At 73.7% G+C, this 16,601-nt stretch carries 10 protein-coding genes; all 10 read left to right on the top strand.

Going from position 1 to position 16,601, the window contains the following annotated elements; all coding sequences use genetic code 11:
* The first annotated feature begins 97 nt into the window (after window positions 1-97).
* Complete coding sequence (gene glgX, locus SAM23877_RS24660) at window positions 98-2,359, top strand: glycogen debranching protein GlgX (RefSeq protein WP_053137328.1); 2,262 nt, start codon at window positions 98-100, stop codon at window positions 2,357-2,359.
* Between the two features lie 76 nt (window positions 2,360-2,435).
* Entirely contained in the window at window positions 2,436-2,531 is a 96-nt protein-coding gene (locus SAM23877_RS42120) for a putative leader peptide (RefSeq protein ID WP_418080509.1), read from the top strand.
* A gap of 62 nt (window positions 2,532-2,593) precedes the next feature.
* A complete protein-coding gene (locus SAM23877_RS24655; RefSeq protein ID WP_053137325.1) occupies window positions 2,594-3,994 on the top strand; it encodes a sulfatase family protein in 1,401 nt (466 codons plus the stop codon).
* Window positions 3,995-4,198: 204 nt separating this feature from the next.
* Complete coding sequence (locus SAM23877_RS24650) at window positions 4,199-6,043, top strand: ABC transporter ATP-binding protein (protein ID WP_053137323.1); 1,845 nt, start codon at window positions 4,199-4,201, stop codon at window positions 6,041-6,043.
* Entirely contained in the window at window positions 6,040-7,914 is a 1,875-nt protein-coding gene (locus SAM23877_RS24645) for an ABC transporter ATP-binding protein (protein ID WP_053137320.1), read from the top strand. The genes SAM23877_RS24650 and SAM23877_RS24645 overlap by 4 nt, the downstream gene beginning before the upstream one ends.
* 49 nt (window positions 7,915-7,963) lie before the next feature.
* Entirely contained in the window at window positions 7,964-9,763 is a 1,800-nt protein-coding gene (locus SAM23877_RS24640; RefSeq protein WP_053137317.1) for an ABC transporter transmembrane domain-containing protein, read from the top strand.
* Window positions 9,760-11,721: an ABC transporter ATP-binding protein gene (locus SAM23877_RS24635; RefSeq protein ID WP_079030408.1), complete on the top strand. Its 1,962-nt coding sequence runs from the start codon at window positions 9,760-9,762 to the stop codon at window positions 11,719-11,721. The genes SAM23877_RS24640 and SAM23877_RS24635 overlap by 4 nt, the downstream gene beginning before the upstream one ends.
* 294 nt (window positions 11,722-12,015) lie before the next feature.
* The gene (locus SAM23877_RS24630) at window positions 12,016-14,058 is read left to right on the top strand and encodes a M4 family metallopeptidase (protein ID WP_053137314.1); all 2,043 of its coding nucleotides are present in this window, start codon (window positions 12,016-12,018) and stop codon (window positions 14,056-14,058) included.
* 305 nt (window positions 14,059-14,363) lie between these two features.
* Entirely contained in the window at window positions 14,364-16,013 is a 1,650-nt protein-coding gene (locus tag SAM23877_RS24625; protein WP_053137311.1) for a M4 family metallopeptidase, read from the top strand.
* 72 nt (window positions 16,014-16,085) lie between these two features.
* Window positions 16,086-16,595, top strand: a complete 510-nt coding sequence (locus SAM23877_RS24620) for a DUF1990 domain-containing protein (RefSeq protein ID WP_053142831.1) — start codon at window positions 16,086-16,088, stop codon at window positions 16,593-16,595.
* Window positions 16,596-16,601 lie beyond the last annotated feature (6 nt).

Here is a 16,601-nt window from a genome sequence, read left to right as displayed (position 1 = left end):
TGGGGAGGACGACGCGACGGGGAGCAGCGGTCGGGACACCGCGCGCCCTTCTCCCCGTCTCTGGCACGTCGTTCCACGAGCCGCAGGAGGCTGACAGGTGTCCAGCGCAGCCGAGCAGGAGGCGGTGGCCGGGAAGCAGGCCGCCGAGGACGGGCGCCCCGCCGTCGTGGTGAACGGCTCGCGGCGTGCCGCGCCGCCGCCCGCCGTGCCGGCCTGGCCGGGCACACCGGTGCCGCTGGGCGCCCGGTTCCGGACCGGCCCGGACCAGGTGCCGGGCACGAACTTCGCGCTGTGGGCGGGCGGGGCGGAGGCGGTGGAGCTGTGCCTGTTCGACGAGCGGGGCTCCGGGGGCGGGGAGCGCCGGGTGCGGCTGACCGAGCTGACGCACGAGATCTGGCACGGCTTCGTGCCGGACGTGGGCCCCGGGCAGCGCTACGGCTTCCGGGTGCACGGCCGCTGGGACCCGTGGACCGGCGCCCGCTGGAACCCGGCGAAGCTGCTGCTCGACCCGTACGCCCGCGCGGTGGACGGCGACTTCTCCCTGCCGCCGGAGGTGTACGGGCACGTGCGGGACTGGCCGGAGCAGCACGTGGCGGACACCGTGCGCGACGACCGGGACTCGGCGCCGTACGTGCCGAAGGGTGTCGTCGTCCATGACGACGACGACTGGTCGGACGACCGGCGGCCCAAGACGCCGTGGGCGGACTCGGTGATCTACGAGCTGCACGTGCGGGGCTTCACCAAGCTGCACCCCGGCATCCCCGAGGAGCTGCGCGGGACGTACGCCGGTCTGGCGCATCCGGCGGCGGTCGAGCATCTGGTGAAGCTGGGCGTGACGGCGGTGGAGCTGCTGCCGGTGCACCAGTTCGCGCACGAGGACCACCTGCTGAAGCGCGGTCTGAGGAACTACTGGGGCTACAACTCGATCGGCTACTTCGCCCCGCACGCGGCCTACGCCGCCTCCGGCACCCGGGGCGAGCAGGTCGGCGAGTTCAAGCGGATGGTGCGCGCGCTGCACGCGGCGGGCATCGAGGTCATTCTCGACGTGGTGTACAACCACACGGCCGAGGCGGGTGAGCTGGGTCCGACGCTCTCCCTGAAGGGCGTCGACAACCGCGGTTACTACCGCCTCCAGCCCGACGCCCGCCGGTACGCCGACTACACGGGCTGCGGCAACACCCTGCACGTCGTCCAGCCGCACGTGCTGCGTCTGATCACCGACTCCCTGCGGTACTGGGTGACGGAGATGGGCGTGGACGGCTTCCGCTTCGACCTCGCGGCGGCGCTGGCCCGCTCGATGCACGACGTCGACATGCTCTCCCCGTTCCTCGCGGTGATCGCGCAGGACCCGGTGCTGCGGCGGGTGAAGCTGATCGCCGAGCCGTGGGACGTCGGTTCGGGCGGCTACCAGGTGGGGGCCTTCCCGCCGCTGTGGACGGAGTGGAACGACCGCTACCGCAACGCCGTGCGGGACTTCTGGCGGCACGCGCTGCCGGACGTGCGGGAGATGGGCTACCGGCTGTCGGGCTCCAGCGACCTGTACGCGTGGGGCGGGCGGCGGCCGTACGCGTCGGTCAACTTCGTCACCGCGCACGACGGTTTCACGCTGCGGGACCTGGTCTCCTACGAGCGCAAGCACAACGAGGCCAACGGCGAGGGAAACCGGGACGGCACGGACGACAACCGGTCCTGGAACTGCGGCACGGAGGGGGAGACGGACGACGAGGCCGTACGGGCGCTCCGGCGGCGCCAGCTGCGGAACCTGCTGACCACGCTGCTGCTGTCGACCGGGGTGCCGATGCTGGTCGCGGGCGACGAGCTGGGCCGCACCCAGGGCGGCAGCAACAACGCCTACTGCCAGGACAACGAGATCAGCTGGGTCGACTGGAGCCTGCTGGACGACCCGCAGTGGCGGCCCCTGTTCGAGCTGACCTCCCGGCTGATCGCGCTGCGCCACCGGCATCCGGTGCTGCGCCGCCGGGCCTTCTTCTCCGGCCGCGCGCACTCCGCGGACGGCCTGCGCGACCTGGCCTGGTTCACCGCGCGGGGCACGGAGATGACGGAGCGGGACTGGTACGCCCCCGCCGCCACCCTCGGCATGTACCTCTCCGGGCGGGACATCCCGGGCCGCGACGAGCGGGGTGCACCGATCGTCGACGACAGCTTCCTGGCCCTGCTGCACGCCGGGGAGCGCCCCGCGGCCTTCGTGCTGCCGGCCGCGCCGTGGGCGGAGCGGTACGAGGTGGTCGTCGACACCAGCGGGGAGGAGCAGGCCGAGGCGCCGGGCGGGACGCACCCGGCGGGCGCGGAGATCACGGTCCCGGCGCGGTCGGTGCTGCTGCTGCGGGTCGTCGGCTGAGCTCTCGTTTCGGCTCCGTGAACTCCGCGGTGATCTTCTTGACCGGCGCCCCGGCCTACTGGGAGCGTCCCTGGACATGAGGTCTCCCGCTGCCCGCCGGTGCGTGGGCGTCGCGCTCGTGGCGCGACGCCACGTCGACCTGTGCCGGCACTCCAGCGCCGTCTGTCGCTGACCCGCGCGCCTCGCCCGCCTTTTTTCTCTTCTCCTCCCGCTTCTCCTCCCCTGGGATCACGCATGCCTGAGATGTCCCGTCGTGTCTTCGGCGGCCTGCTCGGCGGCGGCGCGGTGACGGCCGTGGCCGGCACGTCCGCGTCCGCCGCGTCCGCTCCCGCCGAACGCCCCTTCCGGGCCCGGCCCGGCGCCCCCGGGCGGCGCGGACGCCCCAACGTCCTGTTCATCCTGGGCGACGACCTCGGCTGGGCCGACCTGTCCTCCTACGGCGCGCCGCACATCCGCACGCCCCACCTGGACCGGCTCGCCGCGCAGGGCGTCCGCTTCACGCAGGCCTACGCGGGGTCGGCGACCTGCTCGCCGACCCGGTTCAGCCTGTACACGGGCCGCTATCCGGGGCGTACGGAGGGCGGGCTGGCCGAGCCCCTCGGCGACCGCTCCCAGGGCCTGGACCCGGACCACCCCACACTGGCGTCCCTGCTGAAGGGGGCGGGCTACGCCACCGCCCTGATCGGCAAGTGGCACTGCGGATGGCTGCCGGACCACAGCCCCACCCGGTCCGGCTGGGACGAGTTCTTCGGCAACTTCGGCGGTGCGCTGGAGTACTTCTCCAAGCTGGGCCAGCTGGGCGACTACGACCTGTACGAGGGCGACGCCACCTACCAGGACCTGCGCTACTACACCACCGTCCTCACCGAGCGCGCCGTCGAGTACGTCGGCCGCGACCACGACCGCCCCTGGCTGCTCAACCTCAACTACACCACCCCGCACTGGCCGTGGCTCACCGAGGACGACGCGGGCAAGGGCGCGGAGATCGCCGCGGAGATCCGCTCCGGGAACGTGCTGGGCGCGCTGCTGCACCGCGACGGCGGCTCGGTGGAGAAGTACCAGGAGATGGTCGAGAACCTGGACGCCTCGGTCGGCGAGGTCCTCGCCGCGCTGCGCCGCACGGGCCAGGAGGAGAACACGATCGTGGTCTTCGCCAGCGACAACGGCGGCGAGCGCTTCTCCTACCAGTGGCCGCTCAGCGGCGGCAAGTCCGAGCTGCTGGAGGGCGGCATCCGGGTGCCGACCCTCCTGCGCTGGCCGGCCCGCGTCGACGGCCGGCAGGTCAGCCACGAGCCCGTGTACTCGCCGGACTGGACGGCGACCCTGCTGGAGCTCGGCGGCGCCCGGCCGGACCCGGCGTACCCGCTGGACGGCCACAGCCTGGCCGGCTACCTCCTGCGCGGCGAAGAGGTGCCCGAGCGCGACCTGTTCTGGCGGGTTCGGGGCAACCGGGCGCTGCGCCGGGGTGACTGGAAGTACTACCGCGACGCGGACGGCAGGGACCACCTGTACGACCTCGGTGCCGACGCCCGCGAGCAGGCCGACCTGGCCGCCGAACGGCCCCGGCTGCTGGCCGAACTGCGGGCGGCCTGGGAGAAGGTGGACGGCGGCCTGCTGCCCTACCCGGCGGCCTGAGCCCGGCGCGGGCCCGCCCGGGAGGCCGGGAAGGCCGGCCGCCCACCGGAACCGGTGGCGGCGGCCTCCCGGCGTGCGGGGGTGCGGCTCGTCGGCCGTCGTGCCGCAAGGCGCACCGGCCGGTCGGCCGATGCCTCCGTACGACCCCGATGCGTGGGGAAACTCGGTGGGCAGTGTCAGTGGTGAACCGTAGGCTCGCTGCTGATGTCCACGACACCCGCCTCCGCCGAGACCCCCACCGAGGACCGGTCCACCGTTCGCGCGCTGCTGCGGTTGTGGCCCTATGTGCGGCCGGTACGGGCACGGCTGGTGACCGCCGCGTGCGTGGCGATCCTCGCCTCCTGTCTGGGGCTGGTGATCCCGCTCGTCCTGAAGTGGATGGTGGACGGGCCGGTGGCCGACCGCGACCCGGCCGGTGTGTGGCTCGGGGCGCTGTACCTGCTGCTGCTCGGGCTCGCGGAGGCCCTGCTGTTCGGGCTGCGGCGGTGGCTGGTGGCCCGGCCGCTGTCGGCGGTCGAGGCGGGGATGCGGGCGGACCTGTACCGGCACCTGCAGCGGCTCCCGGTGGCCTTCCACGACCGGTGGGCTTCGGGGCAGCTGCTGTCGCGCGGGACGACGGACCTGATGCTGCTGCGCATGTTCCTCGCCTTTCCGCTGACGTTCCTGCTGGTCAACGGCGTGACGATCCTCGTCGGCGTGGGCATCATGCTGGTCCAGGACTGGACGCTGGGCCTGGTGATCCTCGGGCCGGCCATCCCCTTGATGATCGTGTGCGGGATCTTCGAGAAGAAGTACGCGCGGGTCGCGCGGCGGGCGCAGGACCAGGTCGGGGATCTGACGACCGTGGTCGAGGAGAGCGTCCTCGGCATCCGGATCATCAAGGGCTTCGGACGGCACCGCAGCCAGGCCCGGGCCTTCCACGAGCTGTCCCACACGCTGCGGGGGACGGAGCTGCGCAAGGCGCGGCTGCTGGCGGCGATCTGGGCGGTCATCGTCGCGCTGCCGGAGGTGGCGATCGGGGCGGCGCTGGTGGTCGGGGCGGTGCAGGTCGCGGACGGGTCGCTGTCGGCGGGGACGCTGGTGGCGTTCCTGTCCACGGCGCTGGCCCTGCGGTGGCCCGTCGAGTCGATCGGCTTCCTGCTGGCGATGAGCCAGGAGGCGGCGACGGCCACGGACCGGTACTTCGAGGTGATGGACGCGCCGGCCGAGGAGCCGGGGCCGTCCGCACCGGCGTCACCGCGTGCCGCCGCGCGGGGGGACGGCCTGCGGTTCGAGGGCGTCGGCTTCCGCTACCCCGACGCGCCGCCCGGCTCCCCGCCCCTCCTCGACCGCGTCGACCTGCACATCCGGTCCGGCGAGTCCATGGCCCTGGTCGGGGCCACCGGCAGCGGCAAGACGACGCTGACCGCGCTCGTCCCCCGGCTGCACGAGGTGACCTCCGGGCGGATCACGCTGGACGGCGAGGACATCACCGCCCTGTCCCGCGAGGAGCTGCGCTCCATGGTCGCCGTGGCCTTCGAGGAGCCCACCCTCTTCTCGGCGACCGTCGGGGAGAACGTGCTGATGGGGGCGGGTGACGGCGCCGGCGAGAAGGAGCTGGGGCGGGCGCTGGCCGTGGCGCAGGCCGGCTTCGCGCACGACCTCCCCCAGGGCACCGGAACCCAGGTCGGGGAGCAGGGGCTCAGCCTCTCCGGCGGCCAGCGCCAACGCCTCGCGCTCGCCCGGGCGGTGGTCGGCGGGCCGAGGTTCCTCGTCCTGGACGACCCGCTCTCCGCGCTGGACGTGCACACGGAGGCCGCCGTGGAGGCCGCCCTGCGGCAGGTCCTCGCGGACACCACCGCGCTGATCGTGGCGCACCGCCCTTCCACGGTCCTGCTCGCCGACCGCGTCGCCCTGCTCTCGGGGGGCCGCGTCACCGCCGTCGGCACCCACCAGGAACTGCTGCGCACCAGCGCCGAGTACGCCCACCTGATGTCCGGGACCGACGGGCACGACGGGCACGACAGCCGTCCGGTTCTCCGGGAAGACCGGGAAGGAGAGGGCCGATGACCGCGCCCACGGCCACCGCGCCGGACAGGGGACGACCGCGGGACGAGGACCCGGCGGCCGAGGCGGAGACCCGCGCGGCCGACGACCTCTTCGACCGGGACGTCCTGCCCAGCCCGCCGGGCGCCACCGCCGCCCTGCTGCGCTCCCTGCTGGCCCCCCGCAAGGCACGCGTCGCCCTCACCACCTTCCTCCTGCTCCTCCAGCAGGCGGCCGTGCAGGCGGGCCCGCTGCTGGTGGCGTACGCCATCGACCGGGCCGTGCCGGCGCTGCGGGCGGACGACCACGGTCCGCTGATCGCGGTGGGCACCGGGTACCTGCTGTGCTCGCTGGCCGCGGGCGGGCTGCAGTACGCGTTCGTGGCCGCCGCGGCCCGGGTCAGCCAGGACGTGCTGCTGGACCTCAGGGGCCGGATCTTCCGGCACGCGCAGGCGCTGAGCGTCGACTTCCACGAGCGCTACACCTCGGGCCGGCTCATCTCCCGCTCCACCACGGACGTGGAGTCGCTGCGCGAGCTGCTGGACGAGGGCCTGCAGGAGCTCGTGACGGTCGTCCTCTCCTTCGTCTACATCGCGGCGCTGCTGCTCTGGCTGGATCCCGGGCTGGGCGGCGTCGCGGTGGCCTCGTTCGTGCCGCTGTACGCGCTGGTACGGCTGTACCAGCGACGCGCGGGACGGGTGTACCGGCAGCGGTCCACGGCGATCGCGGCGGTGATCGTGAAGTTCGTGGAGACGATGAACGGCATCCGGCCGGTGCGCGCCTTCCGCCGCGAGGCCGCCAACGACGCCGACTTCGCGGCCCTGAACCGGCGCCACGAGCGGACCAACGGCGACGCGCTCCTGGAGATGGCCCGCTACGTCGTCGGCTCGCGGCTGGTCGCCAACACCGCCGTCGCGGGCATCGTGCTGTGGGGCGCGTACCGCGTCGCGGACCGCACACTGGCGCTCGGCGTACTGGCGGCGGCGGTGCTGTACCTGCGGCGGCTGTACGACCCGATCGACCGCCTCGGCATGTTCCTGAACTCCTACCAGTCGGCGGCGGCCTCCCTGGAGAAGATCGCCGGGCTGCTGGCGCAGACGCCGTCCGTGCCCGAGCCGAGCGCGCCGAAGGAGCTGCCTGCGCCGGCGTCGGAGCACCCCGGCCGCGAGGTCGTCTTCGAGGGGGTCCGCTTCGCCTACCGCACCGGCGGCGAGGTGCTGCCCCGCTTCGACCTGACGATCCCGGCCGGGCAGACGGTCGCCGTCGTCGGATCGACCGGCGCCGGCAAGTCCACGCTGGCGAAGCTGCTCGCCCGGTTCTACGACGCCTCCGACGGGCGGGTCCTGCTGGACGGCACCGATCTGCGCGACCTGGCCGTGCCGGAACTGCGGCGCGGGGTGGTGATGGTGACGCAGGAGGCGTTCCTGTTCTCCGGCACGGTCGCCGAGAACATCGCCATCGGCCGTCCGGAGGCGACGCGGGAGGAGATCGAGCGGGCCGCGAAGGCGATCGGCGCCCACGACTTCATTGCCGCCCTGCCCGACGGCTACGACACCGACGTGCGCAAGCGGGGCGGCCGGATCTCCGCCGGGCAACGGCAGCTCGTGGCCTTCGCCCGGGCGCTGCTCGCGGACCCGGCGGTGCTGATCCTGGACGAGGCGACCAGTTCGCTGGACGTCCCCGGTGAGCGTGCGGTGCAGCGGGCGATGGCGACGGTGCTGAAGGGCCGTACGGCGGTCGTGATCGCGCACCGGCTGTCCACCGTGGAGATCGCCGACCGGGTGCTGGTGATGGAGCACGGCCGGATCGTGGAGGACGGCGCGCCGGACGAACTGATCGCCGGCAGCGGCAGGTTCGCGGATCTGCACCGGGCCTGGCGGGACAGCCTGGCGTGAGGGCGGGACGCCGGAGGGCCGGTGCGCGGAGGATTCGGGGGAGCCATCGGTGATCGACGCGTACGAGGACCCCGGCACGCCGGACCGCCGGGGCGGCTGGCGGTACCTGGGGTGGCTGGTCCGGCGGCAGTGGCCGCGCTGCCTGGCGGGGGCCGGGTTCGCCAGTGTCTGGATGGTGCTGCTGGCGGCGACGCCGTACCTGATGGCGCGGGCGGTCGACCACGGCCTGGTCCCCGGTGACCTGGGCGCGCTGGCGCTGTGGACGGGCGCGCTGGTCGCCGTGGGGGCGTTCAACGCGTGGCTGGGCATCATGCGGCACCGGACGATGACCCGGGTGCGGATGGACGCCAACTTCCGGACGGTCAAGGTGGTCGTCGGGCACTCCACACGGCTCGGTGCGGCGCTGCGCCGGCAGGTCGGGGCCGGGGAGGTCGTCACCATCGGGGTGGGTGACGTGCAGACGATCAGCACCTCCCTGACGGCGGTGGGGCCGGGTGTCGGAGCGGTCGTCGCCTACGCGGCCGTCGGGACGCTGATGCTGTCGGTGTCGACCCGGCTCGCCCTGGTGGTGCTGCTCGGGGTGCCGGTCCTCGGTCTGCTGCTGGGTCCGCTCATGGGGCGGTTGCAGGGCAGGGAGGCCGAGTACCGGGAGCGGCAGTCCGTGCTGACCGCGCGGATCGGCGACCTGGCGGGCGGGCTGCGGGTGCTGAACGGGCTGGGCGGCAAGGGTCTGGTCGCGGACGCGTTCCGCCGGGACTCGGGGCGGCTGCGCGAGCAGGGCTACCGGGTGGGGGCGGTGACCAGCTGGATCCAGGCCCTCGGCGTGGGCCTGCCGATGCTGTTCCTGGCGCTGGTGACCTGGCTGGGCGCCCGGCTGGCCGCGCAGGGGCGGATCAGCGTGGGCGAACTGGTGTCGGTGTACGGCTACGTGGTGGCGCTGGGCTGGCCGGTGGCGTTCCTCATCGAGATGGCCCACCAGCTCAGCCGGGGTGTGGTGGCGGCCCGCCGGGTCGTCGCGTTCCTGCGGCTGGAACCCGATCCGGACACCGGCACCCGGGACGCCCCGGCCGAGCCCTCGGCGCTGTACGACCCGGCCTCCGGGGTGCGGGTCCTCCCCGGCCGCCTGACCGCGCTGGCCGGAGCCCGTCCCGCGGACGCCGCCGAGGTCGTCGACCGCCTGGGCCGGTACGCGCCCTCCGAAGCCATGTGGGGCGACGTCCCGTTGGCCGACGTACCGCTCGCACAGGTCCGGTCCCGCATCCTGGTCGCCGACGCGGAGGCCGACCTCTTCGCGGGCGTCCTGCGCGAGGTGATCGGCGAGGAGGTGCCGGACGTGAGGGACGCGGACGGTACCGGTGCGCGGCTCCGCCGCGGGGGCGCGGCCGGCCACGAGGCGTCCGCGGACGTCCGCCGGCGTGCCGGGGCACCCTCGAAGGGCGACCTGGCCCGGGCCCTGCACGCGGCCGCCGCCGACGACGTGGTCCAGTCCCTCCCCGAGGGGCTGGACAGCTCCGTCGCGGCCCAGGGGCGCAGTCTCTCCGGTGGCCAGCGCCAGCGCGTCCGACTGGCCCGGGCCCTGTTCGCCGATCCCGAGGTGCTGCTCGCCGTCGAGCCGACCTCCGCGCTGGACGCCCACACCGAGGCCACGGTGGCGGACCGGCTGCGGGGCGCCCGTGAGGGCCGTACGACCGTGGTGGCCGGCACCTCTCCCCTGCTGCTCGACCGGGCGGACGTCGTGCACCACCTGGTCGACGGCAAGGTCGTCGCCACCGGCACCCACCGCGAACTGCTCGACGCCGAACCGGGGTACCGGGCGCTGGTCGCCAGGGACGACGAGGGGGACGGATGACGTCCGATCCCACCACGCCCACCTCCACTTCCGCGTCCACACCCACATCCACATCCGCGTCCACCCCCGCGTCCACGTCCACGGGACAGCTCCCCGTCGCCGGGCGCGCCGACGTCCGCCGGGCGGCGGCCGGGCTGGTCGGCGCCGACCGCCGGGCCTTCGCGCTCGTCCTCGGTCTGAACGCGCTGGCCGCCCTGGCCGGGCTCGCGGGCCCGTGGCTGCTGGGCCGGATCGTCGACGAGGTGCGCGCGGGGAGCGGGGTCGGCGCCGTGGACCGGATGGCGTTCGCCATCCTGCTGTGCTCGCTGGCGCAGTTGCTGCTGGCCCGCTGGGCGCGGTACGTGGGGCACCGGTTCGGGGAACGGACGCTCGCCCGGGTGCGGGAGCGGTTCGTGGACCGGGCGCTGGCCCTCCCGGCGTCCGTGGTGGAGCGGGCGGGGACCGGGGACCTGACGACGCGCGGCACCGCCGACGTGACCGCCGTCGGCACGACGCTGCGGGACGCCGGACCGGAGCTGTTGATCAACTCCGTACAGGCGCTGTCCCTCGCCGGTGCGGTGTTCGTGCTCGACCCGCTGCTCGGCGTGGTGGGCGTGCTGGGCCTGACGCCGGTGTGGTGCGCGCTGCGCTGGTACCTGCGCCGGGCGCGGGCCGCCTACCTGGCCGAGGGCGCGGCCACCTCGGAGGTCGCCGAGAGCCTCGCCGCCACGGTGGCCGGGGCGCGCACGGTGGAGGCGTTCCGGCTGGCCGACCGGCGCGTGCGGAGCAACCGGGAGGCGCTGGAGGTCTCCCGGCGCACCCGCTTCCACACGCTCTACCTGCGCAGCGTGTTCTTCCCGGCCGTGGAGGTCTCCTACGTCGTCCCGGTGGCGTGCGTGCTGCTGCTCGGCGGGGTCCTGCACACGCACGGGTCGGTGAGCCTCGGGGCGGTGGTGGCGGGTGCCGTGTACCTCCAGCAGCTGGCCGGGCCGCTCGACGAGGTGCTGATGCGGATCGAGCAGCTCCAGGCGGGCGGTGCCTCCTTCGCCCGGGTGGAAGGGCTGGCGCGCGCCCCGCGGGCGGCGACGGGCGACTCGCCGGTCCCGGCGGACGACCGGATCGACGTGTCCGGCGTGCGGTACGCCTACGACCGGGGCGGCGAGGTGCTGCGCGGGGTGGACCTGACCGTGCGGCCGGGCGAGCGGCTGGCGGTCGTCGGCCCGTCCGGGGCCGGCAAGACCACGCTGAGCCGGCTGCTGGCGGGCGTCGACGCGCCGACCGAGGGCTCGGTGACGGTGGGCGGGGTGCCCGTGGTGGGCCTCGGGCCGGAGCGGTTGCGCCGGCAGGTCGTGCTGGTCACCCAGGAGCACCACGTGTTCCTCGGCACGGTCCGCGACAATCTCCTCATCGCCGAGCCGGCGGCCCCGGACGAGCGGTTGTGGGCCGCGCTCGCCACGGTGGGCGCCGAGGAGTGGGTGCGTGAGCTGCCCGACGGCCTCGACACCGAGATGGGTACGGGCGGCCGGCGGACGGACGGCTCGCAGGCCCAGCAGCTCGCGCTGGCCCGCGTGGTGCTGGCCGACCCGCACACGCTGATCCTCGACGAGGCCACCGCCCTGCTGGACCCGACGACCGCCCGGCACACCGAGCGGGCGCTGGCCGCCGTGCTGGAGGGCCGTACGGTCATCGCCGTCGCGCACCGCCTGCACACCGCGCACGACGCCGACCGGGTGGCCGTGATGGAGGACGGTCTGCTGACCGAACTGGGCACGCACGACGAACTGGTGGCGGCCGGCGGGGCGTACGCGGCGCTGTGGGGGTCCTGGCACGGGGAGCCGTCTGCCCCCCGGGAGGGTCAGCCTCCCGAGCCCGCGAAGGGCCCGCCTCCCGCGCCCGCGAAGGACCTGCCTCCCGCGCCCGTGGAGAGCCTGCCTCCCGCGCCCGCGGAGGGCCGGCCGTGCGGGCCCGAGGCCGGCTGAGCGACCGCCGGGATTCCGCCCGGGCAACCGCGCCGTATATCGAACATGAACGCCCGGTCAACGAACCACTTCCGGCCAACTTTCTGACGCGCTCCTGACAGAATGCGCGTTCTCCTGCCACTCTTCCCACGGCCGCTCCACAGCGCCCCCACAGCTTCCTCACACCAGCGCGCTGTGCCGTGGCCAGCTCCTAGCACGTGGTTTCTGCGTACCGCCCAGTACCGCCCGGCCGGCCCACCCGCCGACCGGTCTCCCCTGGCCGCGCGACCCGCGGCCACGCAGAAGGAGTCAGTGTTGAGCAGCAGTTCTCCCCACAGACGCACCTCCCACACCACGTCCCACCGCACCACCCACCGCCGCGCCGCCGCCGTCGCCCTGGCCGGCGTCGCCGCGCTGATCGCCACGGCGGTCCAGTCCGGGGCCGCCACCGCGGCGCCCCGGCAGGCCCCCGCCCCGGGCGCCGAGTCCGTCGAGCTCACTCCGGCCCAGCGCGCCGAACTGATCCGCGACGCCGACGCCGCCAAGGCGCGGACCGCCGACGGACTCGGTCTGGGCGCCAAGGAGAAGCTGGTCGTCCGCGACGTGCTCAAGGACCGCGACGGCACCGTGCACACTCGCTACGAGCGCACCTACGACGGGCTGCCCGTCCTCGGCGGCGACCTGGTCGTCACCACCGACGGCGGCAGGACCGAGCGGGTCGTCAAGGCCACGTCCAAGGCGATCAGGCCGGCCACCGTGACGCCGAAGATATCCGCCGGCAAGGCCGAGGCCCAGGCCGTGTCCGCGGCGAAGGCGGCCGGCACCGAGGGGGCGGAGGCCGACCGCGCCCCGCGCAAGGTGGTCTGGGCGGCGAACGGCACCCCGGTCCTCGCGTACGAGACGGTGGTGGGCGGCCTCCAGGAGGACGGCACCCCCAACGAGCTGCACGTCGTCACCGACGCGGCCACCGGCGCCAAGCTCTTCGAGTACCAGGCGATCCACAACGGCACCGGCAACACCATGTACAGCGGCACGGTGACGCTGGGCACCGCGCAGTCCGGGTCGTCGTACACGCTGACCGACACGACGCGCGGCAACCACAAGACGTACAACCTCAACCGGGGCACCTCCGGCACCGGCACGCTCTTCTCCGGACCCGACGACGTGTGGGGCAACGGCCAGGCCTCCAACGCCGAGACCGCGGGGGCCGACGCCCACTACGGGGCCGCGCTGACCTGGGACTACTACAAGAACGTCCAGGGCCGCTCCGGCATCCGCGGCGACGGGGTGGGCGCGTACTCCCGCGTCCACTACGGCAACAACTACGTCAACGCCTTCTGGTCGGACGGCTGCTTCTGCATGACGTACGGCGACGGCTCGGGCAACGCCAACCCGCTGACCTCGATCGACGTGGCCGCCCACGAGATGACCCACGGCGTCACCTCCAACACCGCGGGCCTCGTCTACAGCGGTGAGTCCGGCGGGCTCAACGAGGCCACCTCCGACATCTTCGGCGCGGCCGTCGAGTTCCACGCCGCCAACTCCTCCGACGTCGGTGACTACCTCATCGGCGAGGAGATCGACATCAACGGCGACGGCACCCCGCTGCGCTACATGGACAAGCCCAGCAAGGACGGCGCCTCCAAGGACGCCTGGTACTCGGGCATCGGCGGGATCGACGTCCACTACTCGTCGGGCCCGGCCAACCACTTCTTCTACCTGCTGAGCGAGGGCAGCGGCACCAAGACGATCAACGGTGTCACCTACGACTCGCCCACCTCGGACGGGCTCCCGGTCGCCGGCATCGGCCGCGACAAGGCGGCGAAGATCTGGTTCCGCGCGCTCACCACGAAGTTCACCTCGACCACCAACTACGCGGCGGCCCGCACCGGCACCCTCGCGGCGGCCGGTGAGCTGTACGGCACCGACAGCACCGAGTACAAGCGGGTGCAGGACGCGTGGGCGGGCATCAACGTCGGCGCCCGCTCCGGCGGCGGCGGAGGCGGCGGCACCTCCTTCGAGAACGCCGCCGACGTGGCGATCCCGGACAACGGAGCGGCGGTCACCTCGTCGGTCACCGTGACGGGGCGGGCCGGCAACGCGCCCGCGAACCTCCAGGCCGCGGTGGACATCGTGCACACCTGGCGCGGTGACCTGGTGGTCGACCTGCTGGCCCCGGACGGGACCGCGTACCGCCTGAAGAACAGCAGCTCGTCGGACTCGGCGGACAACGTGAACCAGACGTACACGGTGAACGCCTCCTCGGAGACCGCCAACGGCACCTGGAAGCTGCGGGTCCAGGACGTGGCCGCCCAGGACACCGGCTACATCAACTCCTTCAAGCTGACCTTCCCGTAGGTCGCGGGCAGGGCCTCACGGTCAGGGCGCCGTCCCGGTGGTTCACATCCCCGGGGCGGCGCCCTCCGCATGCCCGCCCTTTTTTGCCGAGCCCATACGCACCCAGGGTTGCCGCTTTGCCGAGGTCACACGCGTTCACACGCCCGCAACAGGCGACCGGACATCGACTTTCGGCCAACATCATCCGACCCTCCTGACATGTACGCGCCTTCGGTGCCAGTCTTCCGTCACCCGCCGCACAACTTCGCAGTCACCTCCGGCCGGACACCCACGCCGACCGGAGTCCCCCCACCGAAGGAGCTTGTGTGTCCCCCCTCTTCGCGCGCCACAAGCGCAGCACCCTGGCCCTCGCCACCGCGGTCGCGGCCGGAGCGCTGCTCACCACCGGCCTGACCGCCGGCAACGCGACCGCCGACGCCACCGCCGAGCCGCCCCTCCCGGGCGCCCCCGTCCTGCTGTCGGACACCGCCCGCACCGCGCTCGTCCGGGAGCAGCAGCGGACCGCGGCCGGCACGGCCGAGGAGATAGGCCTCGGTGCCCAGGAGGAACTGGTCGTCAAGGACGTCGTCAAGGACCGCGACGGCAGCGTGCACACCCGCTACGAGCGCACGTACCAGGGCCTGCCCGTCCTCGGTGGCGACCTCGTGGTGCACCGGGCGCCGTCCGGCGCGACCGAGGGCGTGACCAGAGCCACGAAGGCCGCCGTCGAGGTCGCGAGCGTGACGCCGAAGGTCGGCGCCGCCCGGGCCGAGCGGCAGGCGCTGAGCGCCGCGAAGGAGGCCGGTTCGTCGAGGACCGCCGCCGACTCCGCGCCCCGCAAGGTGATCTGGGCGGCCGACGGCAAGCCCGTGCTGGCCTACGAGACCGTCGTCGGCGGCCTCCAGGAGGACGGCACCCCGAACGAGCTGCACGTCATCACCGACGCGGCCACCGGCGCCGAGCTGCACGCGTACCAGGGCATCGAGACCGGCTCCGGCAAGAGCCTCTACTCGGGCACGGTCCCCCTCGGCACCACGAAGTCCGGCTCCACGTACCAGCTGTACGACACCGCCCGGGGCGGCCACAAGACGTACAACCTGGCCCGCAAGACCTCCGGCACCGGCACCCTGTTCACCGACGCGGACGACGTCTGGGGCACCGGCGCAGCCTCCGGCTCCTCCACCGACCAGACCGCCGCCGTCGACGCCGCCTACGGTGCCCAGACCACCTGGGACTTCTACAAGAGCGCCTTCGGCCGCAGCGGCATCAGGAACGACGGCAAGGCGGCCTACTCCCGCGTCCACTACGGCAGCAACTACGTCAACGCCTTCTGGTCCGACGCGTGCTTCTGCATGACGTACGGCGACGGCTCGGGCAACACGCACCCGCTGACCTCGCTCGACGTGGCCGGGCACGAGATGAGCCACGGCGTCACCTCCCACACCGCGGGCCTCGTCTACAGCGGCGAGTCCGGCGGCCTCAACGAGGCGACCAGCGACATCTTCGGCACCGGCGTGGAGTTCTACGCGAACAACTCCGCCGACAAGGGCGACTACCTCGTCGGCGAGGAGATCGACATCAACGGCGACGGCAGCCCGCTGCGCCACATGGACAAGCCCAGCAAGGACGGCGCGTCCAAGGACTACTGGTCCTCGGGTCTCGGCGGCGTGGACGTCCACTACTCGTCGGGCCCGGCCAACCACTTCTTCTTCCTGCTGGCCGAGGGCAGCGGGGCGCGGACCGTCAACGGGGTGAGCTACGACTCCCCCACCGCCGACGGCTCCACCGTCACCGGCATCGGCCGCGCCAAGGCGCTGCAGATCTGGTACAAGGCGCTGACCACGTACATGACGTCCACGACGAACTACAAGGGCGCCCGCACCGCGACCCTGAGCGCGGCGTCCGACCTGTACGGCGCCACCAGCACCGAGTACAAGACGGTGGCCGCGGCCTGGACCGCCGTCAACGTGAGCTGACCGGCACGGCGCAACACGGCGGGCGGCACCCGGAACCAGCGGTTCCCGGGTGCCGCCCTAGTCTTGGTGCCCATGTCCTTCACGTACGACGACGTCGGCGCCACCCGCGAGCAGGGCCACTGCCCGCCCGGCTTCCGCTCCATGCACGTACGCACGCGCCTCGGGGAGGGCGAACCGGTGTTCCGGCGGGCGGCCGAGGCCGTGCTCACCTGGGAGATGCACCGGGAGATGGGCGTCGGCATCGACGCGAGCGCGGAGCGCGCCGCGCCCGGCGTCGACGTCACCGTCACCCTCGCCGGCATGATCAAGGCGCCCTGCCGGGTGGTGTGGACCCTGGAGGAGCACCGCCGGGCCGGATGGGCCTACGGCACGCTGCCCGGTCACCCCGAGTCCGGCGAGGAGGCCTTCGTGGTCGACCGCACCGGCGACGGCACGGTCTGGCTGACCGTGACCGCCTTCAGCCGCCCCGCCAAGTGGTACGCCAAGGCCGGCGGACCGGCCGCCCGCGCCTTCCAGCACGCCTACGCCCGGCGCTGCGGCACGGTGCTGCGACGGCTGAGCGGCGGCGACGAGGAGGACTGACGCCCC

The sequence above is a fragment of the Streptomyces ambofaciens ATCC 23877 genome (assembly GCF_001267885.1).
Lineage (GTDB): Bacteria > Actinomycetota > Actinomycetes > Streptomycetales > Streptomycetaceae > Streptomyces > Streptomyces ambofaciens.
The sequence above is the reverse complement of the archived record's forward strand: the minus strand, read 5'-3'. Positions and strand labels throughout refer to the sequence as shown.

Excerpts from the sequence above, each read along its gene's own strand:
- SAM23877_RS24620 (WP_053142831.1), top strand. The coding sequence starts at position 16,086 with ATGTCCTTCACGTACGACGACGTCGGCGCCACCCGCGAGCAGGGCCAC.
- SAM23877_RS24645 (WP_053137320.1), top strand. The coding sequence starts at position 6,040 with ATGACCGCGCCCACGGCCACCGCGCCGGACAGGGGACGACCGCGGGAC.
- SAM23877_RS24655 (WP_053137325.1), top strand. The coding sequence starts at position 2,594 with ATGCCTGAGATGTCCCGTCGTGTCTTCGGCGGCCTGCTCGGCGGCGGC.
- SAM23877_RS42120 (WP_418080509.1), top strand. The coding sequence starts at position 2,436 with ATGAGGTCTCCCGCTGCCCGCCGGTGCGTGGGCGTCGCGCTCGTGGCG.
- SAM23877_RS24635 (WP_079030408.1), top strand. The coding sequence starts at position 9,760 with ATGACGTCCGATCCCACCACGCCCACCTCCACTTCCGCGTCCACACCC.
- SAM23877_RS24650 (WP_053137323.1), top strand. The coding sequence starts at position 4,199 with ATGTCCACGACACCCGCCTCCGCCGAGACCCCCACCGAGGACCGGTCC.